This window comes from Geomobilimonas luticola (assembly GCF_018476905.1).
In the GTDB taxonomy this organism is placed as follows: domain Bacteria; phylum Desulfobacterota; class Desulfuromonadia; order Geobacterales; family Geobacteraceae; genus Geomobilimonas; species Geomobilimonas luticola.
Genome location: NZ_JAHCVK010000001.1, coordinates 573028 through 598594, shown reverse-complemented (window position 1 = coordinate 598594; position 25567 = coordinate 573028). Strand labels below are relative to the sequence as shown.

23 protein-coding genes and 1 other RNA gene are annotated in these 25567 nt (G+C 57.1%); 7 read left to right on the top strand and 17 right to left on the bottom strand.

Going from position 1 to position 25567, the window contains the following annotated elements:
- Positions 1 to 32: 32 nt before the first annotated feature.
- Positions 33 to 3044, bottom strand: a complete 3012-nt coding sequence (gene pruA, locus KI810_RS02855; protein ID WP_214173960.1) for an L-glutamate gamma-semialdehyde dehydrogenase — start codon at positions 3042 to 3044, stop codon at positions 33 to 35.
- Positions 3045 to 3251: 207 nt separating this feature from the next.
- Here pruA and KI810_RS02850 point away from each other — a divergent pair, with 207 nt between their 5' ends.
- A complete protein-coding gene (locus KI810_RS02850) occupies positions 3252 to 3968 on the top strand; it encodes a FadR/GntR family transcriptional regulator (protein WP_214173959.1) in 717 nt (238 codons plus the stop codon).
- A gap of 90 nt (positions 3969 to 4058) precedes the next feature.
- Here the strand turns inward: KI810_RS02850 and KI810_RS02845 are convergent, their stop codons facing one another.
- From KI810_RS02845 to KI810_RS02820, 6 genes are all read right to left on the bottom strand, one after another.
- Positions 4059 to 5243, bottom strand: a complete 1185-nt coding sequence (locus tag KI810_RS02845) for an ABC transporter substrate-binding protein (protein WP_214173958.1) — start codon at positions 5241 to 5243, stop codon at positions 4059 to 4061.
- 74 nt (positions 5244 to 5317) lie between these two features.
- Positions 5318 to 5602 (bottom strand): hypothetical protein, encoded by a 285-nt coding sequence (locus KI810_RS02840; RefSeq protein WP_214173957.1) that lies wholly within the window; start codon positions 5600 to 5602, stop codon positions 5318 to 5320.
- 79 nt (positions 5603 to 5681) lie between these two features.
- Positions 5682 to 6998 carry a hypothetical protein gene (locus tag KI810_RS02835; RefSeq protein WP_214173956.1) on the bottom strand — a complete coding sequence of 439 codons (1317 nt, stop codon included), beginning with the start codon at positions 6996 to 6998 and terminating at the stop codon, positions 5682 to 5684.
- A 55-nt stretch (positions 6999 to 7053) separates the two neighbouring features.
- A complete protein-coding gene (locus KI810_RS02830; protein WP_343213457.1) occupies positions 7054 to 7800 on the bottom strand; it encodes an amino acid ABC transporter ATP-binding protein in 747 nt (248 codons plus the stop codon).
- The gene (locus tag KI810_RS02825; RefSeq protein WP_246525120.1) at positions 7787 to 8575 is read right to left on the bottom strand and encodes an amino acid ABC transporter permease; all 789 of its coding nucleotides are present in this window, start codon (positions 8573 to 8575) and stop codon (positions 7787 to 7789) included. Before KI810_RS02825 ends, KI810_RS02830 begins: the two co-directional genes overlap by 14 nt.
- Positions 8576 to 8680: 105 nt before the next feature.
- Positions 8681 to 9439, bottom strand: coding sequence for a basic amino acid ABC transporter substrate-binding protein (locus KI810_RS02820; protein ID WP_214173955.1), 759 nt, complete (start codon positions 9437 to 9439; stop codon positions 8681 to 8683).
- Between the two features lie 198 nt (positions 9440 to 9637).
- Between KI810_RS02820 and KI810_RS02815 the strand changes: the two genes are divergently transcribed.
- A complete protein-coding gene (locus KI810_RS02815) occupies positions 9638 to 10558 on the top strand; it encodes a DMT family transporter (protein ID WP_214173954.1) in 921 nt (306 codons plus the stop codon).
- 81 nt (positions 10559 to 10639) lie between these two features.
- Positions 10640 to 11230 carry a molybdenum cofactor guanylyltransferase gene (mobA, locus tag KI810_RS02810; RefSeq protein WP_214173953.1) on the top strand — a complete coding sequence of 197 codons (591 nt, stop codon included), beginning with the start codon at positions 10640 to 10642 and terminating at the stop codon, positions 11228 to 11230.
- 87 nt (positions 11231 to 11317) lie between these two features.
- On the opposite strand, the gene KI810_RS02805 is transcribed toward mobA, so the two are convergent.
- The 7 genes from KI810_RS02805 to ffs all read right to left on the bottom strand — a co-directional run bounded on the left by KI810_RS02805 (position 11318) and on the right by ffs (position 19317).
- Complete coding sequence (locus tag KI810_RS02805) at positions 11318 to 11905, bottom strand: GTP-binding protein (protein ID WP_214173952.1); 588 nt, start codon at positions 11903 to 11905, stop codon at positions 11318 to 11320.
- Positions 11906 to 11923: 18 nt separating this feature from the next.
- On the bottom strand, positions 11924 to 12415 hold the full coding sequence (locus tag KI810_RS02800) for a roadblock/LC7 domain-containing protein (protein WP_214173951.1): 492 nt from the start codon (positions 12413 to 12415) through the stop codon (positions 11924 to 11926).
- Between the two features lie 155 nt (positions 12416 to 12570).
- Entirely contained in the window at positions 12571 to 16155 is a 3585-nt protein-coding gene (gene nifJ, locus KI810_RS02795; protein ID WP_214173950.1) for a pyruvate:ferredoxin (flavodoxin) oxidoreductase, read from the bottom strand.
- A gap of 78 nt (positions 16156 to 16233) precedes the next feature.
- The gene (gene recR / locus KI810_RS02790) at positions 16234 to 16827 is read right to left on the bottom strand and encodes a recombination mediator RecR (RefSeq protein ID WP_214173949.1); all 594 of its coding nucleotides are present in this window, start codon (positions 16825 to 16827) and stop codon (positions 16234 to 16236) included.
- Positions 16828 to 17023: 196 nt separating this feature from the next.
- Positions 17024 to 17338 (bottom strand): YbaB/EbfC family nucleoid-associated protein, encoded by a 315-nt coding sequence (locus KI810_RS02785; protein WP_214173948.1) that lies wholly within the window; start codon positions 17336 to 17338, stop codon positions 17024 to 17026.
- A 72-nt stretch (positions 17339 to 17410) separates the two neighbouring features.
- Positions 17411 to 19144, bottom strand: coding sequence for a DNA polymerase III subunit gamma/tau (gene dnaX / locus KI810_RS02780; RefSeq protein ID WP_214173947.1), 1734 nt, complete (start codon positions 19142 to 19144; stop codon positions 17411 to 17413).
- 74 nt (positions 19145 to 19218) lie between these two features.
- Positions 19219 to 19317, bottom strand: an RNA gene (gene ffs, locus KI810_RS02775) — signal recognition particle sRNA small type.
- Positions 19318 to 19612: 295 nt separating this feature from the next.
- Here ffs and KI810_RS02770 point away from each other — a divergent pair.
- The gene (locus KI810_RS02770; protein ID WP_214173946.1) at positions 19613 to 19963 is read left to right on the top strand and encodes a hypothetical protein; all 351 of its coding nucleotides are present in this window, start codon (positions 19613 to 19615) and stop codon (positions 19961 to 19963) included.
- Positions 19964 to 19967: 4 nt separating this feature from the next.
- Here KI810_RS02770 and KI810_RS02765 read toward each other — a convergent pair whose 3' ends face one another.
- Complete coding sequence (locus KI810_RS02765; RefSeq protein ID WP_246525119.1) at positions 19968 to 20159, bottom strand: hypothetical protein; 192 nt, start codon at positions 20157 to 20159, stop codon at positions 19968 to 19970.
- 135 nt (positions 20160 to 20294) lie between these two features.
- Here KI810_RS02765 and KI810_RS02760 point away from each other — a divergent pair, with 135 nt between their 5' ends.
- From KI810_RS02760 to KI810_RS02750, 3 genes are read left to right on the top strand one after another with little or no spacing between them, the layout of a single operon-like run.
- Complete coding sequence (locus KI810_RS02760) at positions 20295 to 21899, top strand: recombinase family protein (protein ID WP_214173944.1); 1605 nt, start codon at positions 20295 to 20297, stop codon at positions 21897 to 21899.
- Positions 21865 to 22731 (top strand): ParB/RepB/Spo0J family partition protein, encoded by an 867-nt coding sequence (locus KI810_RS02755; protein ID WP_214173943.1) that lies wholly within the window; start codon positions 21865 to 21867, stop codon positions 22729 to 22731. Before KI810_RS02760 ends, KI810_RS02755 begins: the two co-directional genes overlap by 35 nt.
- 5 nt (positions 22732 to 22736) lie before the next feature.
- Positions 22737 to 23630, top strand: coding sequence for a plasmid partitioning protein RepB C-terminal domain-containing protein (locus KI810_RS02750; protein WP_214173942.1), 894 nt, complete (start codon positions 22737 to 22739; stop codon positions 23628 to 23630).
- A 262-nt stretch (positions 23631 to 23892) separates the two neighbouring features.
- Here the strand turns inward: KI810_RS02750 and cdd are convergent, their stop codons facing one another.
- Positions 23893 to 24324 carry a cytidine deaminase gene (gene cdd / locus KI810_RS02745; RefSeq protein ID WP_214173941.1) on the bottom strand — a complete coding sequence of 144 codons (432 nt, stop codon included), beginning with the start codon at positions 24322 to 24324 and terminating at the stop codon, positions 23893 to 23895.
- On the bottom strand, positions 24321 to 25565 hold the full coding sequence (locus tag KI810_RS02740; protein ID WP_214173940.1) for a hypothetical protein: 1245 nt from the start codon (positions 25563 to 25565) through the stop codon (positions 24321 to 24323). Before KI810_RS02740 ends, cdd begins: the two co-directional genes overlap by 4 nt.
- Positions 25566 to 25567: the final 2 nt, after the last annotated feature.

Genomic DNA, 25567 nt, shown 5'->3' with positions numbered 1-25567 from the left:
TGCAGAAAAGCTGCCGAGCGTCAAGGCCTCCATCACGCCACCCAGTCGTCGTCCGCCTCCACCGGCGCAAATCCGCGCCGCATGGTATTTTCGGTGACGACGCGGGGGTCCATGAAGTGGAGGAGATAGTCGGGACCACCCGCCTTGGTCCCCACCCCGGACATGCGGGCGCCGCCGAAGGGCTGGCGTTCCACCAGGGCGCCCGTATTGTTCCGGTTGATGTACAGGTTGCCGACGCGGAACTCCCGCCGAGCCATGGCCAGATGCTCGGGACTGCGGCTGAAGATGCCGCCGGTAAGGGCAAATTTGGTGGAATTGGCCCAGGCGATGGCCTGGTCGAAGTCTTTCGCCCGCATGACCGCCAGGACCGGGCCGAAGATCTCCTCCTGGGCGATGCGGTGCTCCGGCGTGATGCCGCCGATGATGGTCATGGGGACGTAATACCCCTCGCCGGCCGGCACCGGGCTCTCGTAAAGCAGATGCCCTTCCTTCTTGCCGATCTCGGCGTACTCCCTGATGCTCTTCTGGGCCTTGTCGTCCGCCACCGCCCCCATATAGAAGGTCGGGTCCTCCGAGGGGCCGACCTTGGAGGCACTGGCCATGCTGACCAGCCGGGCCACGAACTTGTCGTACACCGCATCCAGGACGATGACCCGGGAACAGGCGGAGCACTTCTGCCCCTGAAAACCGAAGGCGGAGTAGAGAACGTGGGGGACCGCCTCGTCCAGGTCGGCGTCGTCGTCGATGATGATGGCATTCTTCCCCCCCATCTCGCAGATGATCTTCTTCACGTTGGCCTGCCCCGGATGGACCTTCGCCGCACGGTCGATGATCCGCAGCCCCGTCTCCATGGAGCCGGTAAAGGCGATAAGGCTGATATCGGGATGATCCACCAGGTAGTCCCCCATGACCGAACCCCGCCCGGGCGTGTAGTTGAAGACGCCGGCAGGGAGCCCCGCCTCGCGGAAGAGCTCCACCAGGTGCCAGCCGATGATGGAGGTAATGCCCGACGGCTTGAAGACCACGCAGTTGCCGGTGACGATGGCGGCGGAGACCATCCCCATGCTGATGGCAAGGGGGAAGTTCCAGGGAGCGATGACCGCGGCCACCCCCTTCGGCTCGTAGAAGTAGTGGTTAAGCTCGCCCGGCGCATGCCCGACCCGCCGGGGCTCACCCAGGCGGATCATCTCGCGGGCATAGTATTCCAGGAAATCGATCGCCTCGGTGACATCGGCATAGGCCTGGTCCCACTGCTTGCCGATTTCCAGGATCTGCCACGCGGAGAGTTCGAAAATGCGCTTGCGGGCCGCCTGGGCCGCCTTGAGGAGATATTCCGCCCTGGTACGGGGATCGGTGTCGCGCCAGGCGGGGAAGGCAGCCTTGGCTGCGGCCACGGCGTCCCCCACCTCCTTCGTGCCGGCCTGACAGATCTGGCCGAGGACCTCGGATGGCTTGTTGGGGTTGACGGTGGGGATCAGGTCGGTGGTGGTCAGTTCGCTCCCCTTGATGAAGAGGGGATAGGTCCTGCCAAGCTGGGCGCGGACCGCCGCGATGGCGGACGGAAAAGCCGCCCTGTGGTCGGCGCGGGTAAAATCCACCATGGCTTCGTTGTAAAAGGCCTTGAGTCCGCCGGGGCCGGTCCGTTCCTTCTTAGGCATGAGCAGGCGGGCCGTCCTTTCCCGCTCGGCGGTAACCGCCGGGTCTTCAAGGAGCTTTTCGATCTGGGCATCCTCGGCAAAACTCTGGCGGAGGAACGACTCGTTGGCCGTATTCTCCAGAAGCCGCCGCACCAGATACCCCATTCCCGGCACCATGTTGCCGTAGGGACAGTAAAGGCGGATGCGGCCGGCAACCTTCAGTATCCCCTTGCGGACCGGTTCGGCCATGCCGTACAGCACTTGGAACTCATAGCGCTCCTCGGGAACGTTCAGCTCCCTGGCCATCTCCATGACCGCGGAGACCGTCCTGATGTTGTGGGATGCACAGGCGAAGTGGCAGATGGCGTGGTTCTCCAGGATCTTCCGCGCCTGGCGCTCGTATGCCGCGTCGCTCTCCGCCTTGATGGTCCAGACCGGCACCTCCCAGTCGTTCTGCTTGGCCTTCACCGTCTCGTAATCCCAGTAGGCCCCCTTGACGAGGCGGATGGAAATCTGCACCCCGTTCTGCCGTGCCCAGCCGAGCAGGTCGTCCAGATCCCGGTCCGTATCCTTCAGGTAGGCCTGGAGCACGATCCCCAGATGGGGGTACTCCCTGAACTCCAGCTTCAGGCGACGGAATACCTCGAGAATGATCTCCTTGTGCCGGTAGGACTCCATGTCGATGCAGAGGAAGCCGTTCAGTTCGACGACCTTGATCATGATCCGGCGCATCCGGTTCAGGATCGCCACCACCGACCCTTCGAAATCCTGGGGGTTGGCAAGGCAGAAGAGGGCGGTCGGTTTCACCGCCACGTTGACCTTGGGGGCATGCCCCCAGTCCAGGTTCGGGTCCCCCCCCTTCCCCGGCAGCCCCTTCCAGCTCCCCTGCTCTTTCTTCAGCGCTTCGAGCAGCTCAAGATAGGTGTTGGTGTAGGCTTCCGCCTCTTCCTCGGAAAGGGTCGCCTCCCCCAGCACGTCCATAACGGCGGCGAAGCCCTCCTTCCGCAGCTTCTCCAGGTTCTTCACCGCTTCCTTCGTCGTCTCGCCGACGATGAACTGCCGCGCCATCTCTTCGATGTTGGAGGTCAGCACCTTGTTGAGCACCGCCCCGCCGAGGGAGCCGAGCATCCCCGCCACCTTGGCGCCGGTGGACATGAACGCGGGCATCTCCTGCTCGTTGCCGAAATACTCGCGGATATGCTCCGTCAGGAGCTTGCTGGTGGTGAGGGACGGGAAGACGTCCACGAACCGGAACATCTGGATCTTGAACTGCTCGTTCTGCATGCTCCAGTCCATAACCTTCCCCATCCATGCCCCCTTGTTGAAAAGAGAGGGCTTCTCACCCGAGATTGCGGAGAAGAACTCCTTCCCCCGCGCCACGACCCTGCCGTTCAGTTCCTGTTCCATGGAATGACTCCCGTCTGTTTTGTAATGGTTTAACCATTACATATACCATTTGCCCAAGGCTGTCAACTCCTTGATACACGCTCGTTTGTTGCCATTACAGGATTAACATGTTATAAAGGTTAGACCATGTGCAGGTTCCGTGACAGAAGCCCATGAACCGCACCGGCCGAATCGTTGCACATCTGAAGTTTACCAAGGATTGGACGAATGTTTCACAAAGCAAAGCAGAACCGGATATTTCAGGACGTGGTGGAACAGATCCAGGAGGCCATCGTCTCCGGCAAGCTGAAGGCCGGCGACCAGCTCCCTCCCGAGCGGGAGCTCAAGGAACTCTTTACCATCAGCCGGGGAACGCTGCGTGAAGCCCTGCGGGTACTGGAGCAGAAGGGACTCATCGAGATCAGGACCGGCGTTGCCGGCGGCTCCATCGTCAAGGGGGTAAGCACCCAGCAGGTAAGCGAAAGCCTCGACCTTCTCATCCGCTACAAGAAGGTTTCTCTCCAGAACTTGGCCGAGTTCCGCGTGGGACTTGAGGGGGATGTGGCAGCACATGCCGCCGAGCGGGCTACTAGCGAAGATGTCGCACGGCTCAAGACGCTGCTCGCCAAAGCCGCAGCCTATCTCGACAAGGGTCCCGAATACTGGGACTCCTTCATCCGGACGGATGAGGAGCTCCACCTTGCCATCGCGGAAACGACCCACAATCCCCTCTACATCTCGGTGCTGGCCACCCTCTCCCACAACATCCATACCTACTACGAAAGCTACCTCCCCATGGAGGAGCCGCTCCTGCGGGAAAACCACCAGGACATCGTGAACCTCGTCACCGCCATAGAGGCACGACAACCGGACGAGGCAAGAACCATAGCCCAGGACCACGTCCGTCGCTTCACCGCCCACATGGAGCAGCAGGGAGTCACGTAGCGGACGGCTTTCACCCCATGAACGAAAAAAGCCCGGCAGACGAATCTGCCGGGCTTTTTATACGAACGTCCGGGAATCGGATGGGTGCTTCTAGTCCATCTTGACCGGAACCTTGGCCTTGAGTGCGAACTTGCCCCCTTTGACCTCCAGAAGCGCCAGCGGCGACTTGATCGGTTCGCGGTTGTCGCGGATGGTGATGGTGCCGGATACCCCTTCGAACCCCTTGGTCTTGGCAAGAGCATCCTTGAACACCTTCGGATCGTTGCTGGCAGCCCGCTTCATGGCATCGGCCAGGAGCGTGATGGCGTCATACCCCTGGGCATCGAAGAGTCCCGGCTCCGCACCGTTGAACTTCTTCTTGAACGCCTCGACGAACTTCGCCGTGACCGGCGAAGCCTGCTCGGGGGAGAAGCCGAGGGCGGACATTGAGCCTTCGGCCGCCGGGCCCCCCAGCTCGATGAACTTCGGCGAGAAGAGGCCGTCGCCGCCGAACATGTTGGCCTTGAGCCCCTGCTTGCGGGCTTCCTTCATGATGAGGGCGCCTTCGGTGTAGTAACCGGAGAAGAAGATGACATCCGGCTTCTTCGCCTTGATGTTGGTGATCTGGGCGCTGAAGTCCTTGTCGCCGTCCTTCACCTTCTCGTCGGCAACGATTTCGATTCCCTTCCCTTTTGCGGCGTCGCGGAAGGTCTGGGAGAGGCCGACGCTGTAATCGTTGTTGTCGGAGGTAATGACCGCCACCTTCTTGTATCCCAGGTCCTTGGCGAAGTAGTCGATACAGGCGGGGATGGCGACGCTGTCCAGCAGGGTGTCGCGGAAGATGAAGTCGCCGTTCTCCACAACCCCCGGGCCGGTGGCGCCAGCGGAGAGGAGCACGACCTGGGCCTTCTGGGCGATGGGGGCGGCCACCTTGGTTATGCCGGTGGTCGGGTCGCCGACGATGGCCACCACGTTGTCGCGGGTGATCAGCTTCTGGGTGACGGAAGCACCTTCCTGCTTGTCGCCGCGGTTATCCGCCTCGACGATCTCGATCTTCTTGCCATTCACCCCGCCAGCGGCGTTGATCTCCTCCGCGGCCATCTTCATCCCTTCCAGGGTCGGCTTGCCGAACATGGCCACGTCACCGGTAAGCGCGCCGAGGAAACCGATCTTAACGGTGTCCCCTGCAGGTTTGGCGGCTTCGCCACCTTCCTTCTTTTTGCAGCCGACGGTAGCACCCAATGCTGCCACGAGGGCTGCCACGGTCAGAAACGATACTGCCTTACGCATAGTCATACTGCCTCCTTGTAAAAATCTCCGGGCATGCATGCCCGTTCAATCATCCCAGGACAAACGGGCGGAGACTCCGCTCATTTGCCGCCGCCACCCTGCTTTTCCAGGGTAGAGAGGATCTCATTGGCTTCTTTGAGCTTCTGCTCCAGCTTCTTGATCTCATCGGCGGAGTAAACTTTCGTCCCCTTCTTGATCTCGGTGTTGAGCTTCTTGATCCGCTTCTGGATGCTGTCCACTTCGGTCATGCAGTTCTTGGAAGCGAGGAGGCACTGGTCTTTCTCCTCCTTGGTCATCTGCGCCATGGCCGGAACGGCTGACGAAAGGGCTACGGCGGTCATCACGAGTACGGCGATCTTTTTCATGGCAATTCTCCTCGTATAGGTTGACTACGAAAAATAATATCAGGAAGGGGGGCGGTGGCAAGCCACCGCCCCCTATTACCTAGAACGAGTAATTCATCATGAAGCTGGTCATGTAGGGGTTTTCCGGATCCTGGCCGTTGAGGGCAACACCTTTGTAGTAGTCGCCGAGAATGACGTATGCACCGCGCAGCGTGGCCGTCAGGTTGTCGTACAGTTTGTAGTCGGCCTGGGCGTTGATTTCGGTGCCGAGGTAGTTGCTCTTGCGGTTGTCAGCATCCTTGGCCACCGCGGCGAAGCCGGCGTTGGCGCTGGCGGAGAATTTGGAGGTGAACGGCATATCGTAGCCGACGAACCCGGCGATAACGCCGCGGTCCAGGTTGTTGCTGGTGTAGACGATGGCATTGTCGATGGTCATGGCGTAGGCGTCGCGGAAGAGGAGCTGCATGTTGCCGTTGTAGAAACCGTGCTCGTCGTCGATGCTCTGGAAGGCGTTGCTGGTCCCCCTGCCCCCCGGATTCCCTTCTCCAGAGACATAGAGGAACTCGGTTCGGGCGGTACCGGCGCCGACCTTGCCCCGGGCTCCCACGTTGGCGGCAAAGGCGCTCAGGTGCTGGCGGTTCGCAGGATTCGCTTCCAGGTTGCCGAACTGGTAGATGACAAAACCATCGACGGTGACCGGCCCGAAGACCGCTTCGCTGTTGACACCGAGGGTGTGGACGATGCTGTTGGTGGGACGGTCGTCATTCACCAGGTAGTAGGCGCCTCCCACCTTCAGCTCCTTGGAGACGCTGTATTTCTCGTCGATGACGAGCATGTCGCGGGTCCGCTTGCCGGGCACCGACCCGGTCGCGTCGTCATTGAACCGGAAGAAGCCGAGGGACGAGTTGAACTTGCCGTAACTGGCGGAGGCAAGGGCGCCGGCCATGTCGGCCCCGACGAAGACCCCCTTGAAGGCGTCATCAAAGGGCTGCATCCCGAGCTTCACGTTGAGCGGTGTCTTGGGGATGTTGAAATCGAGATAGACATGCTTGGTCTCCAGGTTGACGGTGTCGGCACCGATGGCGCCACCCACGTTCCGCCTGGTGGTGTAGGAGTTGTCCCCCCAGCGGGAATCGATCTCGAAGTGGGTGACCAGCTTCAGATCGTCATTGGCCTTGGCGATGTACATGAGCCGGGCCCGTTGGGCGATGTAGGTGGCGGTGTCGGGCTTTTTGTCCAGCCCTTCCGGCAGATAAAACACGTTGTCCGTAACCGGCGTGGCATTGAAGTTGGTCACGGCGGAGAACAGGCGGAACATGCCGTGGAACTCGTTCTCCAGCGCCAGGGCCGGAACCGCGGTGGCCGCCATGCACGTGGCGGCGGCGAGTACTGCGAGACATTTCTTGTTGATACGCATTACTACCTCCTTTGTGGTTAGGTACTACACATGACAATAAAATTTTGCAGCACTTCTACAGAATCTGGCTGAGGAACAGCTTGGTCCGCTCGTGGGTCGGGGAGGTGAAGAAATGTTCCGGCGTCCCCTCCTCCACGATCGCACCGTGGTCCATGAAGATGACCCGGTCGGCCACTTCCCGGGCAAATCCCATCTCGTGGGTCACTACTACCATGGTCATCCCCTCCCGGGCAAGCCCCTTCATGACATCCAGGACCTCGCCGATCATCTCCGGGTCCAGTGCCGACGTCGGCTCGTCGAAGAGCATCAGCTTGGGGTCCATGGCAAGGGAGCGGGCGATGGCTACCCGCTGCTGCTGCCCACCGGACAGCCGCCCGGGAAAGACGTCCGCCTTTTCCGCGATGCCGACCTTCCGGAGAAGCTCCAGCCCCTTTTCCCGGGCTTCCTGGCGGGAGCGCTTGCGCACCACCACCTGGGCAAGGGTGAGGTTTTCCAGGACGGTCTTGTGGGGAAAGAGGTTGAAGGACTGGAAGACCATCCCCACCTCTTCCCGCACCCGGGTGATGTCGGTGGCGGGATCGTTGATGTCGATGCCGTTGACCACGATCCGCCCCGCATCGATCGTTTCCAGCTGGTTGATGGAGCGGAGCAGGGTGCTCTTGCCGGAACCGCTCGGCCCGAGGATGACCACCTTCTCTCCTTCCCGGACATCGAAGGAAACCCGGTCGAGCGCCTTGAACCGCCCGAAATACTTGACTACGTCCCGTGCCTCTATCATCCGGCGCTGATCACCTGTTTTCATTGATACGCTCCTCCATCATGCCGATGAGCTTCGACAGGATCAGGGTGATGATCAGATAGACCAGGGCAATGATCGTGTACGTCTCGAAGTAGGCAAAGGATTCCGACGCGTATTCTCGTCCCCGCCGGAGCAGGTCGGATACCGCCAGGATGGAGACGAGGGACGAATCCTTCAGCAGGGCGATGAACTCGTTGCCGATGGGAGGGAGCACGACCTTGACCGCCTGGGGGAGAATGACGTGCCCCATGGCCTGAGAACGGGTCATCCCGAGGGAGAGGGCCGCCTCCATCTGCCCCTTGGGAATGGACTGTATCCCCGCCCGGAAGACCTCCCCCATATAGGCGCCATAACAGACAGCCATGGCGATAATGGCGCTCAGCATGTCGGGAACGTGAACGATCCGCCCCAGAGCGTAATAGATGTAGAAAATCTGGACCAGCAGAGGGATGCCGCGAATGACCTCGACATAGACCGAGGCGATGCCGTTGAAGAACCGGTTGCCCGATATCCGCCCCAGCCCCGTCAGGAGACCCAGTACCAGGGAGAGGAGAATCGCTCCGATCGTAACCTTGAAGGTAACGACGATGCCATCGGGAACGAATTTGAGGATGTTCAGGTAGGGATCGGGCTTTGCAATAACAAGATAGGCAAGAGCGCCGACCGCCCCCAGGAAAGAGATACGCCAGGCGGTGAAGAGTCCGGCGTCCGCCTTGGTCGGAATGGCAGCGCCATCTCCCACTTCAATTGGCTTGTTGTCGTGTTCCATATTCATCATACGTTCAGCTTGCGTCTCCGTCAGGGGATAAGGTCCGACCCGTTTTTTACACGGCAAGGCCGGAAAGCGGTAGCCCCTTTCCGGCCTTGCCGATCTTGGCGTATCTTATCTGAGCCATTTCTTCTTCAGTTTCTCGTCGATCTTCTTCGCCTTGACCGCCTTGATACCCTTGTTGAGGAGGGCAACCAGTTCCTTGTTACCCTTCTGGACGGCAACGCCGTAGGCCTCTGAGGTAAAGGACTTACCGACGATCTTGAACTTTTCCTTGTACTCCTGGCGCTGCAGCGCGTAATGGGCAGCGGTCGGCTCATCGCAGACGACGCCGGAGATACGGCCGGCCGCCATGTCTTCGAAGGCAAGCCCGACTTCGTCGTAGGTTTTCAGTTCGACCCCGGCAACCTTCTTGGTTTCAAAGGCACCGGTCGTGCCGATCTGGGCACCGACCTTCTTCCCCTTCAGGTCCGCAAGCACCTTGACGTTCCCCTCCTTCTTGGAGACAACGAGGATCTGACCGACGCTGATGTAGGGATCGGAAAAGTCGAACTGCTTCTTCCGCTCATCCGTGATGGTGACGGAGGAGAGGACTGCGTCGTAGCGGCCGGTGGCAAGTCCGGCGAAAATCCCGTCCCAGGCGGTGTTCTTGTAAACCGGCGTGAATCCGGCAGCCTTGGCAATCTCGTTCATCAGGTCTATTTCGAATCCGACGATGTTCTTGTTGGCATCGACCATCTCCATGGGGGGCCAGGTCGCGTCAGTGGCAAAGGTCACGGACTTCAGGTCCTTGCCGGCAAAAGCCGTCGAAGACACGGCAAACGTAAGAATACTCGCGGCGGCAAGCAGAGTCAGCGTTCTCAGTTTTTTCATACTACCTCCATGCACATGTGGAATTTATTTTCGGAAAGATAAAACGTTTTTTTGATGAAGTCAACCGCTTTGGTAAGACCATCTAACTTTTCCAATTGACTTTTCAGCTCCATCAAGTTCAAAATGACTGGCCTGCTGCGTCGTGACGGAGGAGGTCCATCCCGTTATCGGCCTTGCTCCATGGAAAGATCACCTGTTATGAACAAATTCCTCGCCGCTACGCTGCTGCTCATCACCACCTTCTTCTGGGGAATCACCTTCACCGTCGTCAAGGAGGCGATTTCCCAGGTCGATGTGTATGTCTTCCTTGCCCAGCGGTTCACCATCGCCTTTGTCATACTGCTCGCCTTCGTGCTGATCCGGCGACCCCTCCCGACCGGCAGAACCATCATGGACGGCGTCGTGCTCGGGGCTTTCCTGTTCGCCGCCTTCGCCTTCCAGACCGTCGCGCTTCTCTCTACGTCAGCTTCCAACACCGGCTTCCTGACAGGGCTCAACGTGGTCTTCGTGCCGATCATCGCCTCCCTCGTCCTGCGCCAGCCGATCCCGGCCAACATCAAACTGGCGGTGACCTTCTCCGTGACGGGGTTGTTCCTCCTCTGCACCAACGGCAGCTGGACGTTCAACCACGGCGATATCCTGGCCGCCGTCTGCGCCGTCTGTGTCGCGCTCCACCTGCTGCTGACGAGCAGTTTCGCCCGGAAACCGGGCAGCGACATCTACTGGCTCACCACGCTCCAGATCGGCACCGTGGCGTTTCTCAGTGCCGTGATGGCCACGGCCAACCACCAGCCGGTGGCCGTCTACCACCCCGGGATTCTCCCCGCCCTCCTCATCTGTTCGCTGTTTGCCACAGTATTCGCCTTCCTCGTCCAGACATCCATGCAGCGCTGGATCAGCCCTACCCATACCGCGCTGATCTTCTGCACCGAACCGGTTTTCGCGGCGATATACGCCTACCTTGCCGCCGGCGAGCGGCTCGGCATGATCGGCTACCTCGGCGCAGTCCTGATCATTGCCGGCATGCTGATTTCGGAAATCATGCCCGGAAGGTCCGAACCGCTTCAAGAGCAGATCGCGCCTCCCATCGAAGAGCTCACCGACCCCGAGCCGTCCTGACGCAGACCCACTCTACCGGAACTGACGACAACCCGCGAATTCTTTTGACGGCCAAAGGGAGAACACGGTACTATACCACCCATGTCCTCCTCCAACCCCGACATAACCGGCGTCATCCTCGTCGGTGGCCAGAGCCGCAGGATGGGAACTGACAAGGCGTTTCTCGACCTCGACGGCCGACCGCTCATCGAGCGGGCTCTGGAGGTTTGCCGGGAGGTCTGCGGCACGGTGCTCCTGGTCGGCAACCGGCCGGAACGGTTCGGCGCCTACGCTCTGCCGATGGTGGCCGACATCTATCCCGGCAGCTCCCTGGGTGGCCTCTACACCGGTCTGAGCCATGCAATCACCCCTGCAATCTTCGCCATCCCCTGCGACATCCCCTTTCCAAACGCAGCGATCATGCAGTATCTCATCTCACGGCGGGATGACTACGATGCCGTGGTCCCCATTACCGCCCACGGTGCGGAACCCCTCTTTGCCGTCTATGCAAAGGCATGCCTGGAGCCGATGCGCCAGATGCTAGAGACGGGCAATGTCCGCATCAACGATCTCTATTCCCACGTCAGGACCCGTTACGTCGAGAAGGCGGAACTCAACGCTCTCGATCCATCCGGCACCTCCTTTCTCAACCTCAACACCCCGGACGACTACGAAAGAGCACGCGGAAAATAAATAGGCACCATTCGACCAACGAAAACGCAAAAAGCCCGTGAGAGCGTCTCACGGGCTTTGTTATCTGCGGCAACAGTGTTGAGCCGGCTATTTACCCTTTTTCAGGTCGATGAGAATCAGTTTCGCCACCGCCTTGAGGGTCTCGAACACACCTTCGCCGGTGGAGGCACATGCCTCGAAGTCGGGGACATTGGTCGGATTCAGTTCCCGGCGCAGTTCTTCGACCGTAACGATGTTCGGGAGGTCGCGCTTGTTGTACTGGACAACGTAGGGAATCTTGTCCAGGTCGTACCCCTGCTCAACCAGGTTGATTCGGAGGTTCTCCAGCGATTCGATGTTGGCGTCCATCCTCTCTTCCTGCGAGTCGGCAACGAAGACGACACCGTCCACACCCTTGAGAATCAGTTTGCGGGACGCATCATAGAACACCTGCCCCGGCACGGTGTAGAGGTGAAACCGGGTCTTGAACCCCCGGATCTCCCCCAGAGCCAGCGGCAGAAAGTCGAAGAAAAGGGTCCGCTCAGTTTCCGTCGCCAGGCTGATCATCTTCCCCTTGGCGTCGGGGGCGGTCTTCTGGTAGACAAACTGCAGGTTCGTGGTCTTGCCACACAGGCCCGGCCCGTAATAAACGATCTTGCAGTTTATCTCCCGGGATGCGTAGTTGATAAAGGACATCTGCCGTTACCTCAAGTTTCAGCTGAAGAGATTGTCTATGTCGTCGTCGGTGATTTCCGCGAAGGGGAAATCGGTTTCGCCGCTCTTTTCCTTCTCCTCGGCCTTCTCGAGAAGCCGGTTGAAGATGGTGGTCAATTCGTCAGACGCTTTTTTCACCCGGAGCCGGACCAATCCGAGGGAGGAACGGCTATCGAACAGCACCACGAGGATAACCCGCCCGCCGACGATGGAGATGTGGAGGTTGTCTTTTTCCCCTTCGTGGAAGAGGATGGAGAACTCCTTTTCGCCGATCAGTTTGGCAAGCCCACCGGTGGCGGCGATGTTGCCGGCGGTCAGGGACGCCAGCGACGTGGTATCGAACCGCTCCACCTCGCCAACACCGGAAATCAGCTGACCGTTCTTGTCCACCAGAAAAATCACCTTGGCATTGGCTTCCCGCAGCAGCTTTTCGATAACGACGTTTATCTGTTTGAATTCCTCATCATACATCACCATCTGAGGATTCGCCATGGAGCACCCCTTGTGCGGTGAGAGAATTTGCCGGCAGCGGCTAGATATAGCAGAAACAAGCTACCCTTTCAAGGTTTTTCGACCATTTACCGGCTAAACACGGAAAAGCCCCGGCAGTTTCCCGCCGGGGCTTTCGGACAACGTGGGTGCAACGATTATTTCTTGCCGGAATCCTCGAAGTTGAGGGCAGCCAGCTTCTGGTAATAGGCGAAATGGGTCTTGGCCCATTCACCGGCCTGCTTCATCAATGCATCGGCCGCCTTGGGGTTGGCCTTCTTCAGCATGCGGTAACGGTTCTCGTTGTTGGCGTACTCCATGAAGTCAATGGTGGCCGCCTTGCTGTCCAGCTGCAGCGGGTTCTTCCCCTCGGCAGCCAGGGCGGGGTTGTAGCGGTAGAGCGGCCAGTAGCCCGACTGCACTGCCTTCTTCTGGGCATCCACGCCAGCCGTCATGTCGATGCCGTGGGCGATGCAGTGGGAGTAGGCGATGATGATAGACGGGCCGTCGAAAGCCTCGGCCTCAAGCATGGCCTTGACGCACTGGCCAGGATTGGCGAGCGACACGTTGGCAACGTACACTGAGCCGTAGGACATGGCGATCATCCCCAGGTCCTTCTTGGAAACCGGCTTGCCGCCTGCGGCAAACTGGGCAACGGCTCCCATGGGTGTCGACTTGGAGGCCTGGCCGCCGGTGTTGGAGTAGACCTCGGTATCCAGCACGAACAGGTTGATGTTCTTGCCGGAGGCGATGACGTGGTCCAGGCCGCCGAAGCCGATGTCATAGGCCCAGCCGTCACCACCGATGCACCAGACCGACTTCTTCACCAGGTAGTCGGCGATCGGCAGCAACAGTTTGGCTGCCCGTTCCTTGCACCCTTTCAGCGCCTTCTTCAGTTCGTCGACCCGCTTGCGCTGGGCTTCGATACCGGCCTGACCGGTCTGATCGGCGGCAACGATCTCCTTCATCAGCTTGACGTTGGGTTTGCAGGATTTGCAGTCGCAGCCGATCAGTTCGTTCAGGTATTCAAGGGCCGACTTGGTGAACTGGTCCACGGTCAACCGCATGCCGTAACCGAACTCAGCGTTGTCCTCGAACAGGGAGTTGGACCAGGCCGGCCCGCGGCCGTCAGCCCGCTGAGCGTAAGGGGTGGTGGGAAGGTTGCCGCCGTAGATGGAGGAACAGCCCGTGGCGTTGGCGATCAGCATCCGGTCGCCGAACAGCTGGGTCAAAAGCTTCAGGTAAGGGGTCTCGCCGCAGCCGGCACAGGCACCGGAGAACTCGAACAGCGGGCGGACCAGCTGGTTGCTGCGCAAGGTCTCCAGCTTGACCTGGGTCGCATCCACATCGGGCAGCTTGAGGAAGAAGTCGAAGTTCTCGGCCTCCTGGGCACGCAGCGGCGGCTGGAATGCCATGTCCAGGGCCTTGTGGTTCGGGTTCTGCTTGTCCTTTGCCGGACAGTTGTGGGCGCAGGCGCCGCAGCCGGTACAGTCTTCCGGAGCCACCTGGACGGTCAGCTTTTTACCCTTCATTTCGGGGATGGTACAATCGACCGACTTGAACGTCTTGGGTGCCGACTTCAGCTCCTTGGCGTCGTAGGCCTTCATCCGCACCGAGGCGTGGGGGCAGACAAAGGAGCAGATGCCGCACTGGATGCAGATTTTTTCGTCCCATACCGGGATGTCGATGGCGATGTTGCGCTTCTCGTACTGGGAGGTGGCAGTCGGGAAGGTGCCGTCGGCCGGCATTTTGGATACCGGCAGGTTGTCCCCCAGGCCGGCGACGATCACGCCGGTGACATCCTTCACGAACTTGGGCGCCTTGGCGGAGACAGCGGCAGCCATTTTCAGCTTGCTGGATGCCTTGGCAGGAACCTTCACTTCGTAGAAGTTGTTCAGGCCGGCTTCGACGGCCTTGTAGTTCATCTCCAGCACCTTCTCGCCCGCCTTGCCGTAGGACTTCTTGATGGCATCCTTGATGGAAGCCACGGCGTCCTTCAGCGGTATGATGTTGGATATCTTGAAAAAGGCGGTCTGCATGATGACGTTGATGCGGGGTCCCAGGCCGATTTCGTTCCCCAGCTTGACGCCGTCGATCACAAAGAATTTCATTTTTTTGTCGATGATCTGCTGCTGCACTTCTTTGGGCATGGTGTCCCAGACTTCCTTGGGCCCGAAGGGGGCGTTCAGCAGAAAGGTAGCGCCATTCTTGGCCTTGGACAGCATGTCGTATTTCTCCAGGAAGGAGAAGTTGTGGCAGGCGACGAAGTCGGCTTCCTGCACCAGGTAGGGAGCGCGGATCGGCTTCTTGCCGAAGCGCAGGTGGGAGGTGGTCATGGAGCCGGCCTTCTTGGAGTCGTACACGAAGTAGGCCTGGGCGTTGTTGCTGGTCTCCTCGCCGATGATCTTGATGGAGTTCTTGTTAGCCCCTACGGTGCCGTCGGAACCGAGGCCGTAGAACATGGCCTGGTAGGCCCCTTCCATCGGGTTCTTGTAGGAGTAGTCCACCTTCAGGCTGCATCCGGTGACATCTTCCTCGATGCCGACCACGAACTTGTTCTTCGGCTTTGCAACCTTGAGGTTGTCCAGAACCGCTTTGGCCATGGCAGGGTTGAACTCTTTGGAGCCGAGGCCGTAGCGGCCGCCGACGATGACGGGGTAGCCGTCGCACTTGAACTTGCCGCTGGCCATGGCCTCGCCGATGGCGGTGCGCACGTCCAGGTAGATCGGCTCGCCCAGGGAGCCAGGCTCCTTGGTGCGGTCCAGCACGGCGATCTTCTTGACGGTTTTGGGAAGGGCCTTGATAAAGGCATCCAGTGGGAAGGGGCGATAGAGCCGGATCTTGACCACACCGACCTTCTCCCCCTTTCTGGCCAGGTTCTCGACGGTCTCCTGCACCACGTCGGCACCGGAGCCCATGACCACAACAACCCGCTCGGCATCCTTGGCGCCGACATAGTCGACCAGCTTGTACTTGCGGCCGGTCAGCTTGCCGAACTTGTCCATCTCCTCCTGCACGATCTTCTCACAGGCCGGATAGTAGGGATTGACGGTCTCGCGACCCTGGAAGTAGACATCCGGATTCTGGGCGGTACCACGCATTACCGGCTTGTCGGGGTTGAGGCCACGCCCCTTGTGCTCGGCGATCAACTTGTCGTCCAGCATCGCGCGCATCTCGTCAAAGGTCAGCTCGGTAACCTTCTGCACTTCGTGGGAGGTACGGAAGCCGTCGAAATAGTGCAGGAAAGGTACCCGGCTGCGCAGGGTGGAGGACTGGGCGATCAGGGCGAAGTCCATAACCTCCTGCACGTTGTTGGAACAGAGAAAGGCCCAACCGGTCGAGCGGCAGGACATGACGTCCGAATGGTCGCCGAAAATGGAGAGGGCCTGGGCGGCAATCGCCCGGGCCGACACATGGAAGACCGTGGAGGTGAGCTCACCGGCGATCTTGAACATGTTGGGGATCATCAGCAGAAGCCCCTGGCTGGCGGTGAAGGTGGTGGTCAGCGCGCCTGCCTGCAGGGCGCCGTGAACGGCACCGGCGGCGCCCCCCTCGGACTGCATCTCGACCACGGAGGGGACGTTGCCCCAGATGTTTTTCTCGCCGACCGCGCTCTTGGCATCGGATATCTCCCCCATCACCGATGACGGCGTAATGGGATAGATGGCAATCACCTCGTTGGTGGCATGGGCCACATGGGCCGCCGCAGTGTTGCCGTCAATGGTTACCATTTTGCGACTCATAAACTCCTCCTGTCTCATTTTCGTGGATTATTCGAAACGCAATCCCGTCTGCTTCATGTGCTCTCGATAAGTCGACCGTCAAACCTCGGACCGTCCCTCCATGGCCCGCTGCACTGTTGCCAGATCGACGTACTCCAGGTCGGAACCGAGGGGGATGCCATGGGCGAGCCGGGTGATCCGTATCCCCAGCGGTTTGATGAGGCGGGCCAGGTAGAGTGCCGTCGCCTCACCTTCCACGGTAAAATTCGTGGCCAGTATCACCTCGCTGCACCCACCCTGTTCCAGACGCTCCATCAGTTCACGAATGTTCAGCTGTCCCGGCGTAATGCCGCTCAAGGGGGACAACGCTCCGTGGAGCACATGATAACGCCCCTTGAATGAGTGGCTTCGCTCGATGGCCAGCATGTCCTGTGGCTCTTCGACCACGCAGAGAAGCGCCGAATCGCGGTCTCCCGTGCAGATGTGACAGGGGTCCGCCTCGGTGATCCCGAAACAGGTGGAACAGAAGCGCACCCTGCTGCCAACTTCCACCAGGCTTTCAGCCAGAGCATGAACATTCGCAGGGGATTTCAACAGGTGAAAGGCGAGCCGTAATGCGGTTTTTTCCCCAACTCCCGGCAGTTTCTTCAATTCACCAAGAAGCCTAGTCAATGACGCAGAAAAATGTAACATATTTTCCCAATAAGATAAAACATTTTTTTATTATACTTTAAATAAAAAAATTTATTATGCATAAAAAAATTGCATAATAAATAATTGTTTCGCTATGTTGCAGGCGGGCAGAAGGTTCACTCTGCCCGCCCCTGTTCGGAAGAACTCCCCCGTAGCAGGGAGTTGAAAATAAACTGGTATTGACGTGGCTCCGGGCTCAAAACAGCCCGGGGATGCTGAGGCCGCCCGTTATCTTTCCCATCTGCTCGGACAGTTCCCCCTGTACCTTGGTCAGGGCTTCATTGACCGCCGCCACAACAAGATCCTGAAGCATTTCGACGTCTTCCGGGTCCACCGCCTCTTTTTTGATGGAGAGGGAAAGAAGCTGATTCTTGCCGTTGACCACCGCTGTCACCATGCCTCCGCCCACCGTGGCCTCAGCGGTTTTCTGTGCGGCATCTTCCTGCAATTTCGCCATCTTCTGCTGCATCATCTGGGCCTGTTTCATAATCTGCGCCAAACCTTTCGACATCCGGAACCCTCCTTAGGCTAGTTGTGTATTTTTTTACTCACGCTGAACTTATTTTATAATACTAAAACGCGGTTATACTTTATTTGAAACATCTCCCTCTTTTACCGATTCGATCACACCATCAAAAATCTCCAGTGCGGCCGCCACCAGCGGATGATTGACAGCAGCCGCCTTCAGTTCCTGCTCCCGGGCGGACTGGTCAAGGCTTTTTTTTTCCAGGAGCGTTGGGGGAAGTCCATCCACATTCCCGCTCAACGGCTTGAGTTGGAGGGTGGTAGCCCCGCGAAAATAGGCCTGGGCCAGACCTGTCAGGTCGGCAAGCACGTCGGCGTCTTTCAGTTTGTTGTACTGGAAAGAGCCGGCGCCGTAACCCAATTCCACGATCTGGGCAGAAACCCGCAGCGGCCGGCCATGCTCCAGAAGGGCAGCCAGCAGCGGCTTTTTACCCCTCACGAACGTGACAAACCCCTCCCAGTCACCCCCATTGTGCGGGGTCTCAGTCTGTGGCGCAGCGGATGCCGAAGCAGGGGAGTCGGCCTCGCATTCCACGGCAGGAGAAGGTTTTGCGGAAGATGCAACGGGACGGGTACGGATGGCAGGCGGCTCCGCCTGGCGGGAGCGAGGCGCCTCCCAGGTCGGTCTACCGGAAGCCACCACCCCGTTCCCTTGTTTTTCCAATGACTGAATACGGGCCAGAAGCTCGTCGACCGGGATGACCGGCGCCAGGTTCGCCATTTTCAGCAGCGCCATTTCCAGAACCAGCCTCGGGAAACTGCTCTGGGCCATCTCCACATCGGCCCGCAGCAGCAGGGTCAGATGGCGCTGCAGGTCCCCCAGGGTCACGCATTCAACCAGTTCCTGCAATTCCGCCAGTTCACCGGCGGAAAGCTCGGCCAATTCGGCAGCATCACCCACCGCCTTGAGTATGACGAGCGTGCGGAACTGGTCGATGAGCTCCTGACCGAAATGGCGCATACTGTAACCAAAGCCGTCCACCTGTCGCACGATGTCCAGCACTCCCCGGCAATCCCGGGCAAAGATCAACCGCGCCGCATCCTGCAACAGGCGGCGGTCGACGACACCGAGAAGGGCGACCACATCCTCGTCACCCACCTGCTCGCCGCAGAACGCCAGCACCTGGTCCAGGGTGGAAAGGGAATCGCGCATGCTCCCATCCCCTTTGCGTGCGATCATGGCTAGAGCCCCGTCACTGATGCCGACCTGCTCCTGGTCGACGATGAAACGGAGACGGTCGACGATCTTCGGCAGCGGTATCCGCTTGAAATCGAAGCGCTGGCAGCGTGAGAGGATGGTGATGGGAAGCTTGTGGGGTTCAGTGGTGGCGAAGATGAACTTGACGTGGGGAGGAGGCTCTTCCAGGGTTTTCAGAAGCGCGTTGAAGGCATTGGTGGACAGCATGTGCACTTCATCGATGATGAATATCTTGTAGCGGCACCGGGACGGGAGGTACTTGACGTTCTCCCGCAACTCGCGTATGTCGTCCACGCTGGTATTGGACGCTCCGTCGATCTCGAAGACATCCACCGACGTCCCCGCCGTTATCTCTGTACAGGCTGAACAGCTGTTGCACGGCTCGGTCGACGTTCCCTGTTCGCAGTTGAGGGCCTTGGCAAGAATCCGGGCGGAACTGGTCTTTCCCACCCCCCGGGCGCCAGTGAAGAGGAAGGCATGGGCGATCCGGCCCGAATCAATGGCATTCTGGAGGGTCTGGCTGACGTGCTCCTGCCCGATCAGGTCACGGAAGGTCTGCGGCCGCCATTTTCTCGCTAACACAAGATATGACAAGGGATGATAACCTCATATGCAGTTACAGGATTGCGGTAGGGAGGGGGTGGAGTCGCGGGTTTGCGGTCAGAACTGATAGCTGGGCACCCCCACGGCACACGGAGCCAGTTACTGCCGCTGCTTCCTTCCGGACCTGACGGGATTCATAACCTTCCGTTGCGCGGGACCCAGCTATCAGCTCTGACCGCAAGTGCTGCACCGGGGGAGCTGAAAAGCGGGCCGGTGACAATGCTGAAAAATACTGGCGAGAGAGTCCATTGAACTTCAAACTCAACCTGCTGATTTCAAAAAGAATCAGCAACCCGCCTTGACACTGCTACCATAAAAAATACCACAAAAGAATTTCGTGAGCTTTTGAATGGAATATTCCTTCTACCATAAAGACGGCTTTCGGAGCAAGCACAATTACGGGAAGAACCTGTCGGAGGGCAGACTATTTAGCTTCACATACGGCAATACGAGGTCCATATGTCAAACACCATCAAATACTATGATGCCCAGCAATGGCTCCAGGAACGGCAACCGAAACGGGCAAAGCTACCTGCGTTGCTTGTTGCCACTACCGTAACGCTACTGACAAGTGTGTCTGCCGGCCTGCTGGTCGGCATCTGTTTCTCTGCAACATTCTGGTACTGGGCAATCGGCATCGCCGGAATCTCGCTACCGTACATCCTGATGGACCGGGTACAAGTGCGGCTCTACCACGGCTATGTGAAGGGGAAACCGTGCTGGACGCTGCTCAAGTACGCCTTCTCCAGCACAGACTATCGTCCCTGTTATGTCCCATGGTGGTACTGGCGCTGGTATTACTGGTGGTAATCGTTCAGCTGTCATCCCGCGACAATTCTCCATCAATCGCCTGCCTGACAAACTCATATTCCTGCATCAACCTCAGCAGATCGAGAGCCGTCATTCCCGTGTCCTTGTAATACCAGTTCCGTGCTCGTTCGACGGGTATGTTGAGGTCGCGAGCCACCTGCTTTGTCGTGATCTTCCGCTTCCGCAGCAACTTCACAATATACCTCGTCAGGTCCCCATTGTTGAGTTCATTTTTGTGGCAGATCTGCCACAGAATCATTGTAGACATACGTTCCTTATTGGTTGAAAGTATTACCGGAATATTCTGTGTGGAATTAAGGAGATACCCGGGATGCAACCAGCAGGAACGGCATATACGGCGGCTGAAATCAAGAGCCTGCGCCTGAAAGGTGCCATGTATATCCGTATGTCCACAGAGCTGCAGGTGGAGTCACCGGAAAACCAGGAGCGGGCAATACGTGCCTATGCCGCTGAGTACGGCATAGAGATCATCAAGACCTATGCGGATCTGGGTGTCAGCGGGATCAACACGGAAAAGCGGGAGCAGTTTCAGACCCTGATCGACGATGTGGAACAGGGTCGCAACGGATACAACATTGTCCTGTATCTGGATGAAAGCCGCTGGGGACGGTTTGTAGACAGCCGCGAAGCTGAGTATCACCGTATGAGGCTGGAACGCAGAAACGTCGTCTGCCAGTCCTGCGAAAAGCCGGTGACGCTGACCAGCAACCTTGCCGACCGGATTATGACCTTGCTGCGGGATGAAAGCGCCAGCGACTATTGCCGCCAGCTTTCCCAGAAGGTGTGGGCGGGACAGTGCAACCTGGTGTCAAAAGGATACCGGCAGGGAGGTGTGGCGGGGTTCGGGTTGCGGCGCATGCTGCTGGACGAGGCCGGTCGCCCCAAGCAGGAACTGGCGATGGGGCAGCGGAAAAGCCTGCTCACTGAGCGGGTTATTCTGATGCCGGGACCGGATGAGGAGTGCCGGACGGTGCTCTGGATGTATGACCAGTTCATCGCCGGGAGCAGCGAAACTGACATTGCAACGCAGCTGAACGCTCAAGGGCTGAAAACCCATTTCGGTCGCCCCTGGTCACGAGGAACCGTGTGCGAAGTGCTAACCAATGAGAAGTATGTCGGCAACAATCTGTTCAACCGCACTTCCGGCAAGATGAAGAGCAGAGCCAAGCCGAATCCGGAAAGCGAATGGGTCCGCAAGGAGCACGCCTTCGAGCCCGTAGTGGACATGGAGCGTTTCTACACCGTTCAGGGGATTTATCGGGAGCGGAACAAGAAGGCTACTGACGAAGAGCTGCTGCAGGGACTGCGGGATTTATACGCCCGGCAAGGACGGCTATCGGCGCTGATCATTGACGAAGCTGATTTCCTGCCACCCTGCAGCCTGATCCGCAATCGTTTTGGTGGCCTGCTGCGGGTCTATCAGATGATAGGGTATACCCCGAAACGCGACTATCAGTATGTTGCCATCAACCAGCGGTTGCGTTCCCTCCATGCCGAGATCGTGGCCGATGTTGTCCGTGATATTGAAACCCTCTGCGGCAGGCGGATTCCCATGGACCCGGAAAGCTGCCTGCTGGAACTGAATCACAATCTGTTCATTTCCGTCGTCATCAGCCGCTGTTTCACCACGCCATCCGGAACACGGCGCTGGAAGATCCGTTTCGACAGCGGTCTCCGTCCCGACATAACCGTAGCAGTACGCATGGATGTCCGTAATGAAGCGATCCGGGACTACTACATCCTGCCTGCGCTGGAATTTTCAGACGGGCAGTTGAAGCTGTCGGAGGAGAACGCGGGATTTCTGGACGGCTTTCGTAATGACACGCTGGATAACTTGCTGAAGCTGAGCGTCAACATCTCTCTCGACAAGGCGGTGCACCATGGAGCATGGGGCCATAGCGCTTATTTCCATTGAAGATATTCACATCCTGAACCCACGGGTGCGCAACCAGATCATTGCCGAAGAGATCCGGCAGAACATTCGGAGCATCGGCCTGAAACGGCCCATAACGGTCGCTCCCCGGAAAGACGCGAAAAACGGCAAGAAATATGACCTCGTATGCGGTCAAGGGAGGATCGAGGCATTTATTGCCGCCGGTGAAACGGAAATCCCTGCTGTCATTCGAGAAGTGAGTGAAGAAGACGCACACATCATGAGCCTGGTGGAGAATATCGCCCGGCGCAACAACAGCGCCCTGGAACTCCTGCAGAGCATCAAGTATCTGAAAGGCCAGGGATACGCTGACGATTCCATCGCTGCCAAGACCAACCTCGGCAGAGACTATATTCGCGGCATCATCCGTCTGCTCGAAGAGGGAGAGGAATATCTTGTCAATGCCGTGGAAAAGGGGCGAATCCCGTTATACCAGGCGCTGAACATCGCGGCCGAAGATGACGCCGCCGTACAGACGGCCCTGACGGAAGCGTATGAATCTGGGGCATTGACCGGAAAAAAACTGGTCATTGTGCAGAAGATCATTTCCCGGCGCAAACATTACGGCAAGGGGCTCTCAGCTCCGCAACGCGAAAAGGCGAACCTTTCTGCAGAGGATCTGATCGCGGCCTATGAGAATGGCGCCCGAGAGAAGAAGCGGCTGCTGGCTCAGTCGAACTACATCAAGGATGTCCTGGACTACACGGCCATGGCCATGCGCCAGTTATTGAACGATGTCCATTTCACCAATCAGCTGAAGGCCGTCGGCATGAATGAAATACCTCTGCATGTAACGGATCTTCTGAAAAGGTAGCGGCTATGGCAAACATAATAAAGCAAGGATTCCAGGAAAATCTGATCGAACTTGGCGTGGAGGATCTGCTCACCACCAAAAGCGTTTCCATCTATGCAATGAAGTGCAGAAAGTATGGCCAGGTTCTTTCCTCCATCCGGGAAGTGGGCCTTATCGAAGCCCCTGTGGTTGCTCCGCTCAAGAAAGGGAAAGGATATCTGCTGCTCGATGGCCATCTGCGGATCATGGCCCTGAAGGAATTGGGGGTGGAGAGTGTCTCCTGTCTGATCTCCACCGATGATGAGACCTATACCTACAACAAATACATCAACCGGCTCTCGGCAATTCAGGAACATCGCATGATCATGAAGGCCGTGCAGTCGGGCGTCTCCGAGGAAAAGCTCGCCAGAGCCTTGAACCTTGATATCAGTACCATCAGGAACAAGAAATGTCTGCTTGAAGGCATCTGCCCCGAAGCGGTCGAACTGCTGAAGGACAAGGCTGTACCGGAACCGGTGTTCAGGGTGTTGAAAAAAATGAAGGCGCCACGGCAGATCAACGCCGCCATGCTGATGAATGACCAGAACAAATTCACCTCCAACTATGCCAAGGCCCTTCTGGACGCAACGCCGGCGAATCAGCTTGTCAATAAAGGCAGGCCGAAAAAGGAGACTCCGGCGATACTGGCCCGCCAGGCTCGGCTTGAAGAAGAGAGCCTTGCCCTGTCAAGGGAGATCGGCTCATTGAAGGAGCAGTACGGTACCGCGATGATTGACATGACATCCATGCAGGCGTATCTGAAAAGTCTGCTCGGCAATGACGCGGTGGCAAAATACCTGCGGGAGCTTCATGGTCCTATCCATGACAAGTTCAAGGAAATTGCGGAGCTTGACTTTTTCAGACTGAAAAATATGGCGTGAGGGGCTAATGCGGACGTTCTGTCGCCAACTAAGCGTCTCTATTCCTTTCCCCGATCTTCCCTTCCCAGGCTTGATTCATAAGCCGTTGGTTTGTTATCTTCCGTATCATCGTCGCCTCCCATCCAAGGGAAGATCCGCCTTGGGAAAACGCTTGTTGGAAAAACACGCTTCGGAAACGGTCCGTCATCTTCATCATCTCTCGGTCTCATGGTTAACTCCGTTTATCATGGTAATCCGACTTGATACTGCCTTTGGTATTTCTTCATAGTTTGAAGTTATAAGGCAAAATACCGGCGAGTGTGTTAATGACCGTTTCACCACCAAATTCGAAAATGACAACCATGTCGTCACCAAACTCGTTGATAACCTGACGACAGGCGCCACAGGGAGAAAAATCATCCGCGCTGGCTGCTATCGCAATTGCTTCGAAATCTCCAGGCTTGTAACCTTCAGACGTAGCTTTGAAGAGAGCTGTCCGTTCCGCACACATGGTCAGGCCATAGGAAGCATTTTCTACGTTACATCCCTTAATGATATTTCCATCTTTTGCTAGGACAGCAGCTCCCACTTGGAAATTAGAATAGCGGCAATAAGCATTATCTTTTGCCTTGTGGGCATCCGCAAGAAGTTTAAGGTAACATTCAACTTGTTCAGTAGATGCATCGATACAGTTCTTAATTGATTTTGTGCTCATATTGTAACCCCTTCTTTATGGGCAAATTTTTTGAATGTCTTGTAAAAGTCAATAATGCTTCTGAGTTTCGGCTCAATTTTCTTAAATGTAATAGTTTCAATCACACCAAATTCGTCTTTTTGAAATATGTATCCATGAAGCATACGATTCCATGTTAGCGGGTCATCAGATTTTTCAGGCAACATGTCAATCTTTGATGCTGCTGATTCTATGGATGCCAGTCTGTTATCAATCCAATTCTTATCAGCGTTACGAATATTGAACTTGTGGCTGTACCAATCTATATCAAAAACTTTCAGATCGGATTGTGTGTTCTGTTCAACAAACTGGAGATATTCATCACTATTTATAAAACGGTAATACAATTTTCGCTCTTCTTTTGCTCGCCCGCCAAAATCCATATAAATCCTGAAATCAAGCGGTGTTGCAAGCATTGAGACTGAACATGTCAAAATTCCGGTCTTTGTTGCGGGGTCTTTTCTTGTAAGCGGTAACCAGATATAGCCGCTTGTCGTATCAATTGTTGTGAGAATATCAGTAAATAGACCGAACTGGTTCACCCAGTTTTCGAGAAAGTTTTTGAAAGGCACTAACTTACGACGCAATTTATATAAATTTTCAAAATCTTCACTAAGGATTTTAAGGGGCTCATCTTTAGCGAAGGCAACTTTTTTGTCTTTTGGTTTTATATCAATCTCATCAATATCTCTCACAAGGTAATCTGCGGTATGTTCCTGCATAGAGCTGATAATGCCGCCTCGTTCGTGGCGATGCGGGTATGCCATTTCAAATGATTTAGGTGCCAACTCACGCCAGACATACGTTATGAGATTCTCTTTTTTGTTATCTTCATCATCTCGCATTCTCTCCAAACTGCCGTGCATAATCGAATTTCTTAAGTATCTAAAATTATGCAATCTTTTTCTAACGGCATCAGTGTTTTGTGAAAGCGGTTTTCTAAGTGCAGGCCTTTGATCAGTATCCATGTACCAGCAAAAAATATCTCTCCATTGATCACTGTAGAGAGTATCATTCCTGAGAACCTCATCTCTTAACCGATCGATTTTGTCTTCTAAACTTATCCTGTTCAGTTCATAAGCGCTCAATGTTTCCTGGGTTAACAATTTGTTATCGATTATTTTCTCAAACAAAGCCCCGGCAAGGTAGAAAGCTAGATTTTCATACCCAAGGCGGTAACGACCGACCATATACCGAGCAAGGAGGGTTTCACGGTTTTCCATAT

Coding starts and splice junctions, on each gene's coding strand:
- pruA (WP_214173960.1), bottom strand. CDS start 3,044: ATGGAACAGGAACTGAACGGCAGGGTCGTGGCGCGGGGGAAGGAGTTC.
- KI810_RS02850 (WP_214173959.1), top strand. CDS start 3,252: ATGTTTCACAAAGCAAAGCAGAACCGGATATTTCAGGACGTGGTGGAA.
- KI810_RS02845 (WP_214173958.1), bottom strand. CDS start 5,243: ATGACTATGCGTAAGGCAGTATCGTTTCTGACCGTGGCAGCCCTCGTG.
- KI810_RS02840 (WP_214173957.1), bottom strand. CDS start 5,602: ATGAAAAAGATCGCCGTACTCGTGATGACCGCCGTAGCCCTTTCGTCA.
- KI810_RS02835 (WP_214173956.1), bottom strand. CDS start 6,998: ATGCGTATCAACAAGAAATGTCTCGCAGTACTCGCCGCCGCCACGTGC.
- KI810_RS02830 (WP_343213457.1), bottom strand. CDS start 7,800: ATGAAAACAGGTGATCAGCGCCGGATGATAGAGGCACGGGACGTAGTC.
- KI810_RS02825 (WP_246525120.1), bottom strand. CDS start 8,575: ATGATGAATATGGAACACGACAACAAGCCAATTGAAGTGGGAGATGGC.
- KI810_RS02820 (WP_214173955.1), bottom strand. CDS start 9,439: ATGAAAAAACTGAGAACGCTGACTCTGCTTGCCGCCGCGAGTATTCTT.
- KI810_RS02815 (WP_214173954.1), top strand. CDS start 9,638: ATGAACAAATTCCTCGCCGCTACGCTGCTGCTCATCACCACCTTCTTC.
- mobA (WP_214173953.1), top strand. CDS start 10,640: ATGTCCTCCTCCAACCCCGACATAACCGGCGTCATCCTCGTCGGTGGC.
- KI810_RS02805 (WP_214173952.1), bottom strand. CDS start 11,905: ATGTCCTTTATCAACTACGCATCCCGGGAGATAAACTGCAAGATCGTT.
- KI810_RS02800 (WP_214173951.1), bottom strand. CDS start 12,415: ATGGCGAATCCTCAGATGGTGATGTATGATGAGGAATTCAAACAGATA.
- nifJ (WP_214173950.1), bottom strand. CDS start 16,155: ATGAGTCGCAAAATGGTAACCATTGACGGCAACACTGCGGCGGCCCAT.
- recR (WP_214173949.1), bottom strand. CDS start 16,827: ATGTTACATTTTTCTGCGTCATTGACTAGGCTTCTTGGTGAATTGAAG.
- KI810_RS02785 (WP_214173948.1), bottom strand. CDS start 17,338: ATGTCGAAAGGTTTGGCGCAGATTATGAAACAGGCCCAGATGATGCAG.
- KI810_RS02770 (WP_214173946.1), top strand. CDS start 19,613: ATGTCAAACACCATCAAATACTATGATGCCCAGCAATGGCTCCAGGAA.
- KI810_RS02760 (WP_214173944.1), top strand. CDS start 20,295: ATGCAACCAGCAGGAACGGCATATACGGCGGCTGAAATCAAGAGCCTG.
- KI810_RS02755 (WP_214173943.1), top strand. CDS start 21,865: ATGGAGCATGGGGCCATAGCGCTTATTTCCATTGAAGATATTCACATC.
- KI810_RS02750 (WP_214173942.1), top strand. CDS start 22,737: ATGGCAAACATAATAAAGCAAGGATTCCAGGAAAATCTGATCGAACTT.
- cdd (WP_214173941.1), bottom strand. CDS start 24,324: ATGAGCACAAAATCAATTAAGAACTGTATCGATGCATCTACTGAACAA.
- KI810_RS02740 (WP_214173940.1), bottom strand. CDS start 25,565: ATGGAAAACCGTGAAACCCTCCTTGCTCGGTATATGGTCGGTCGTTAC.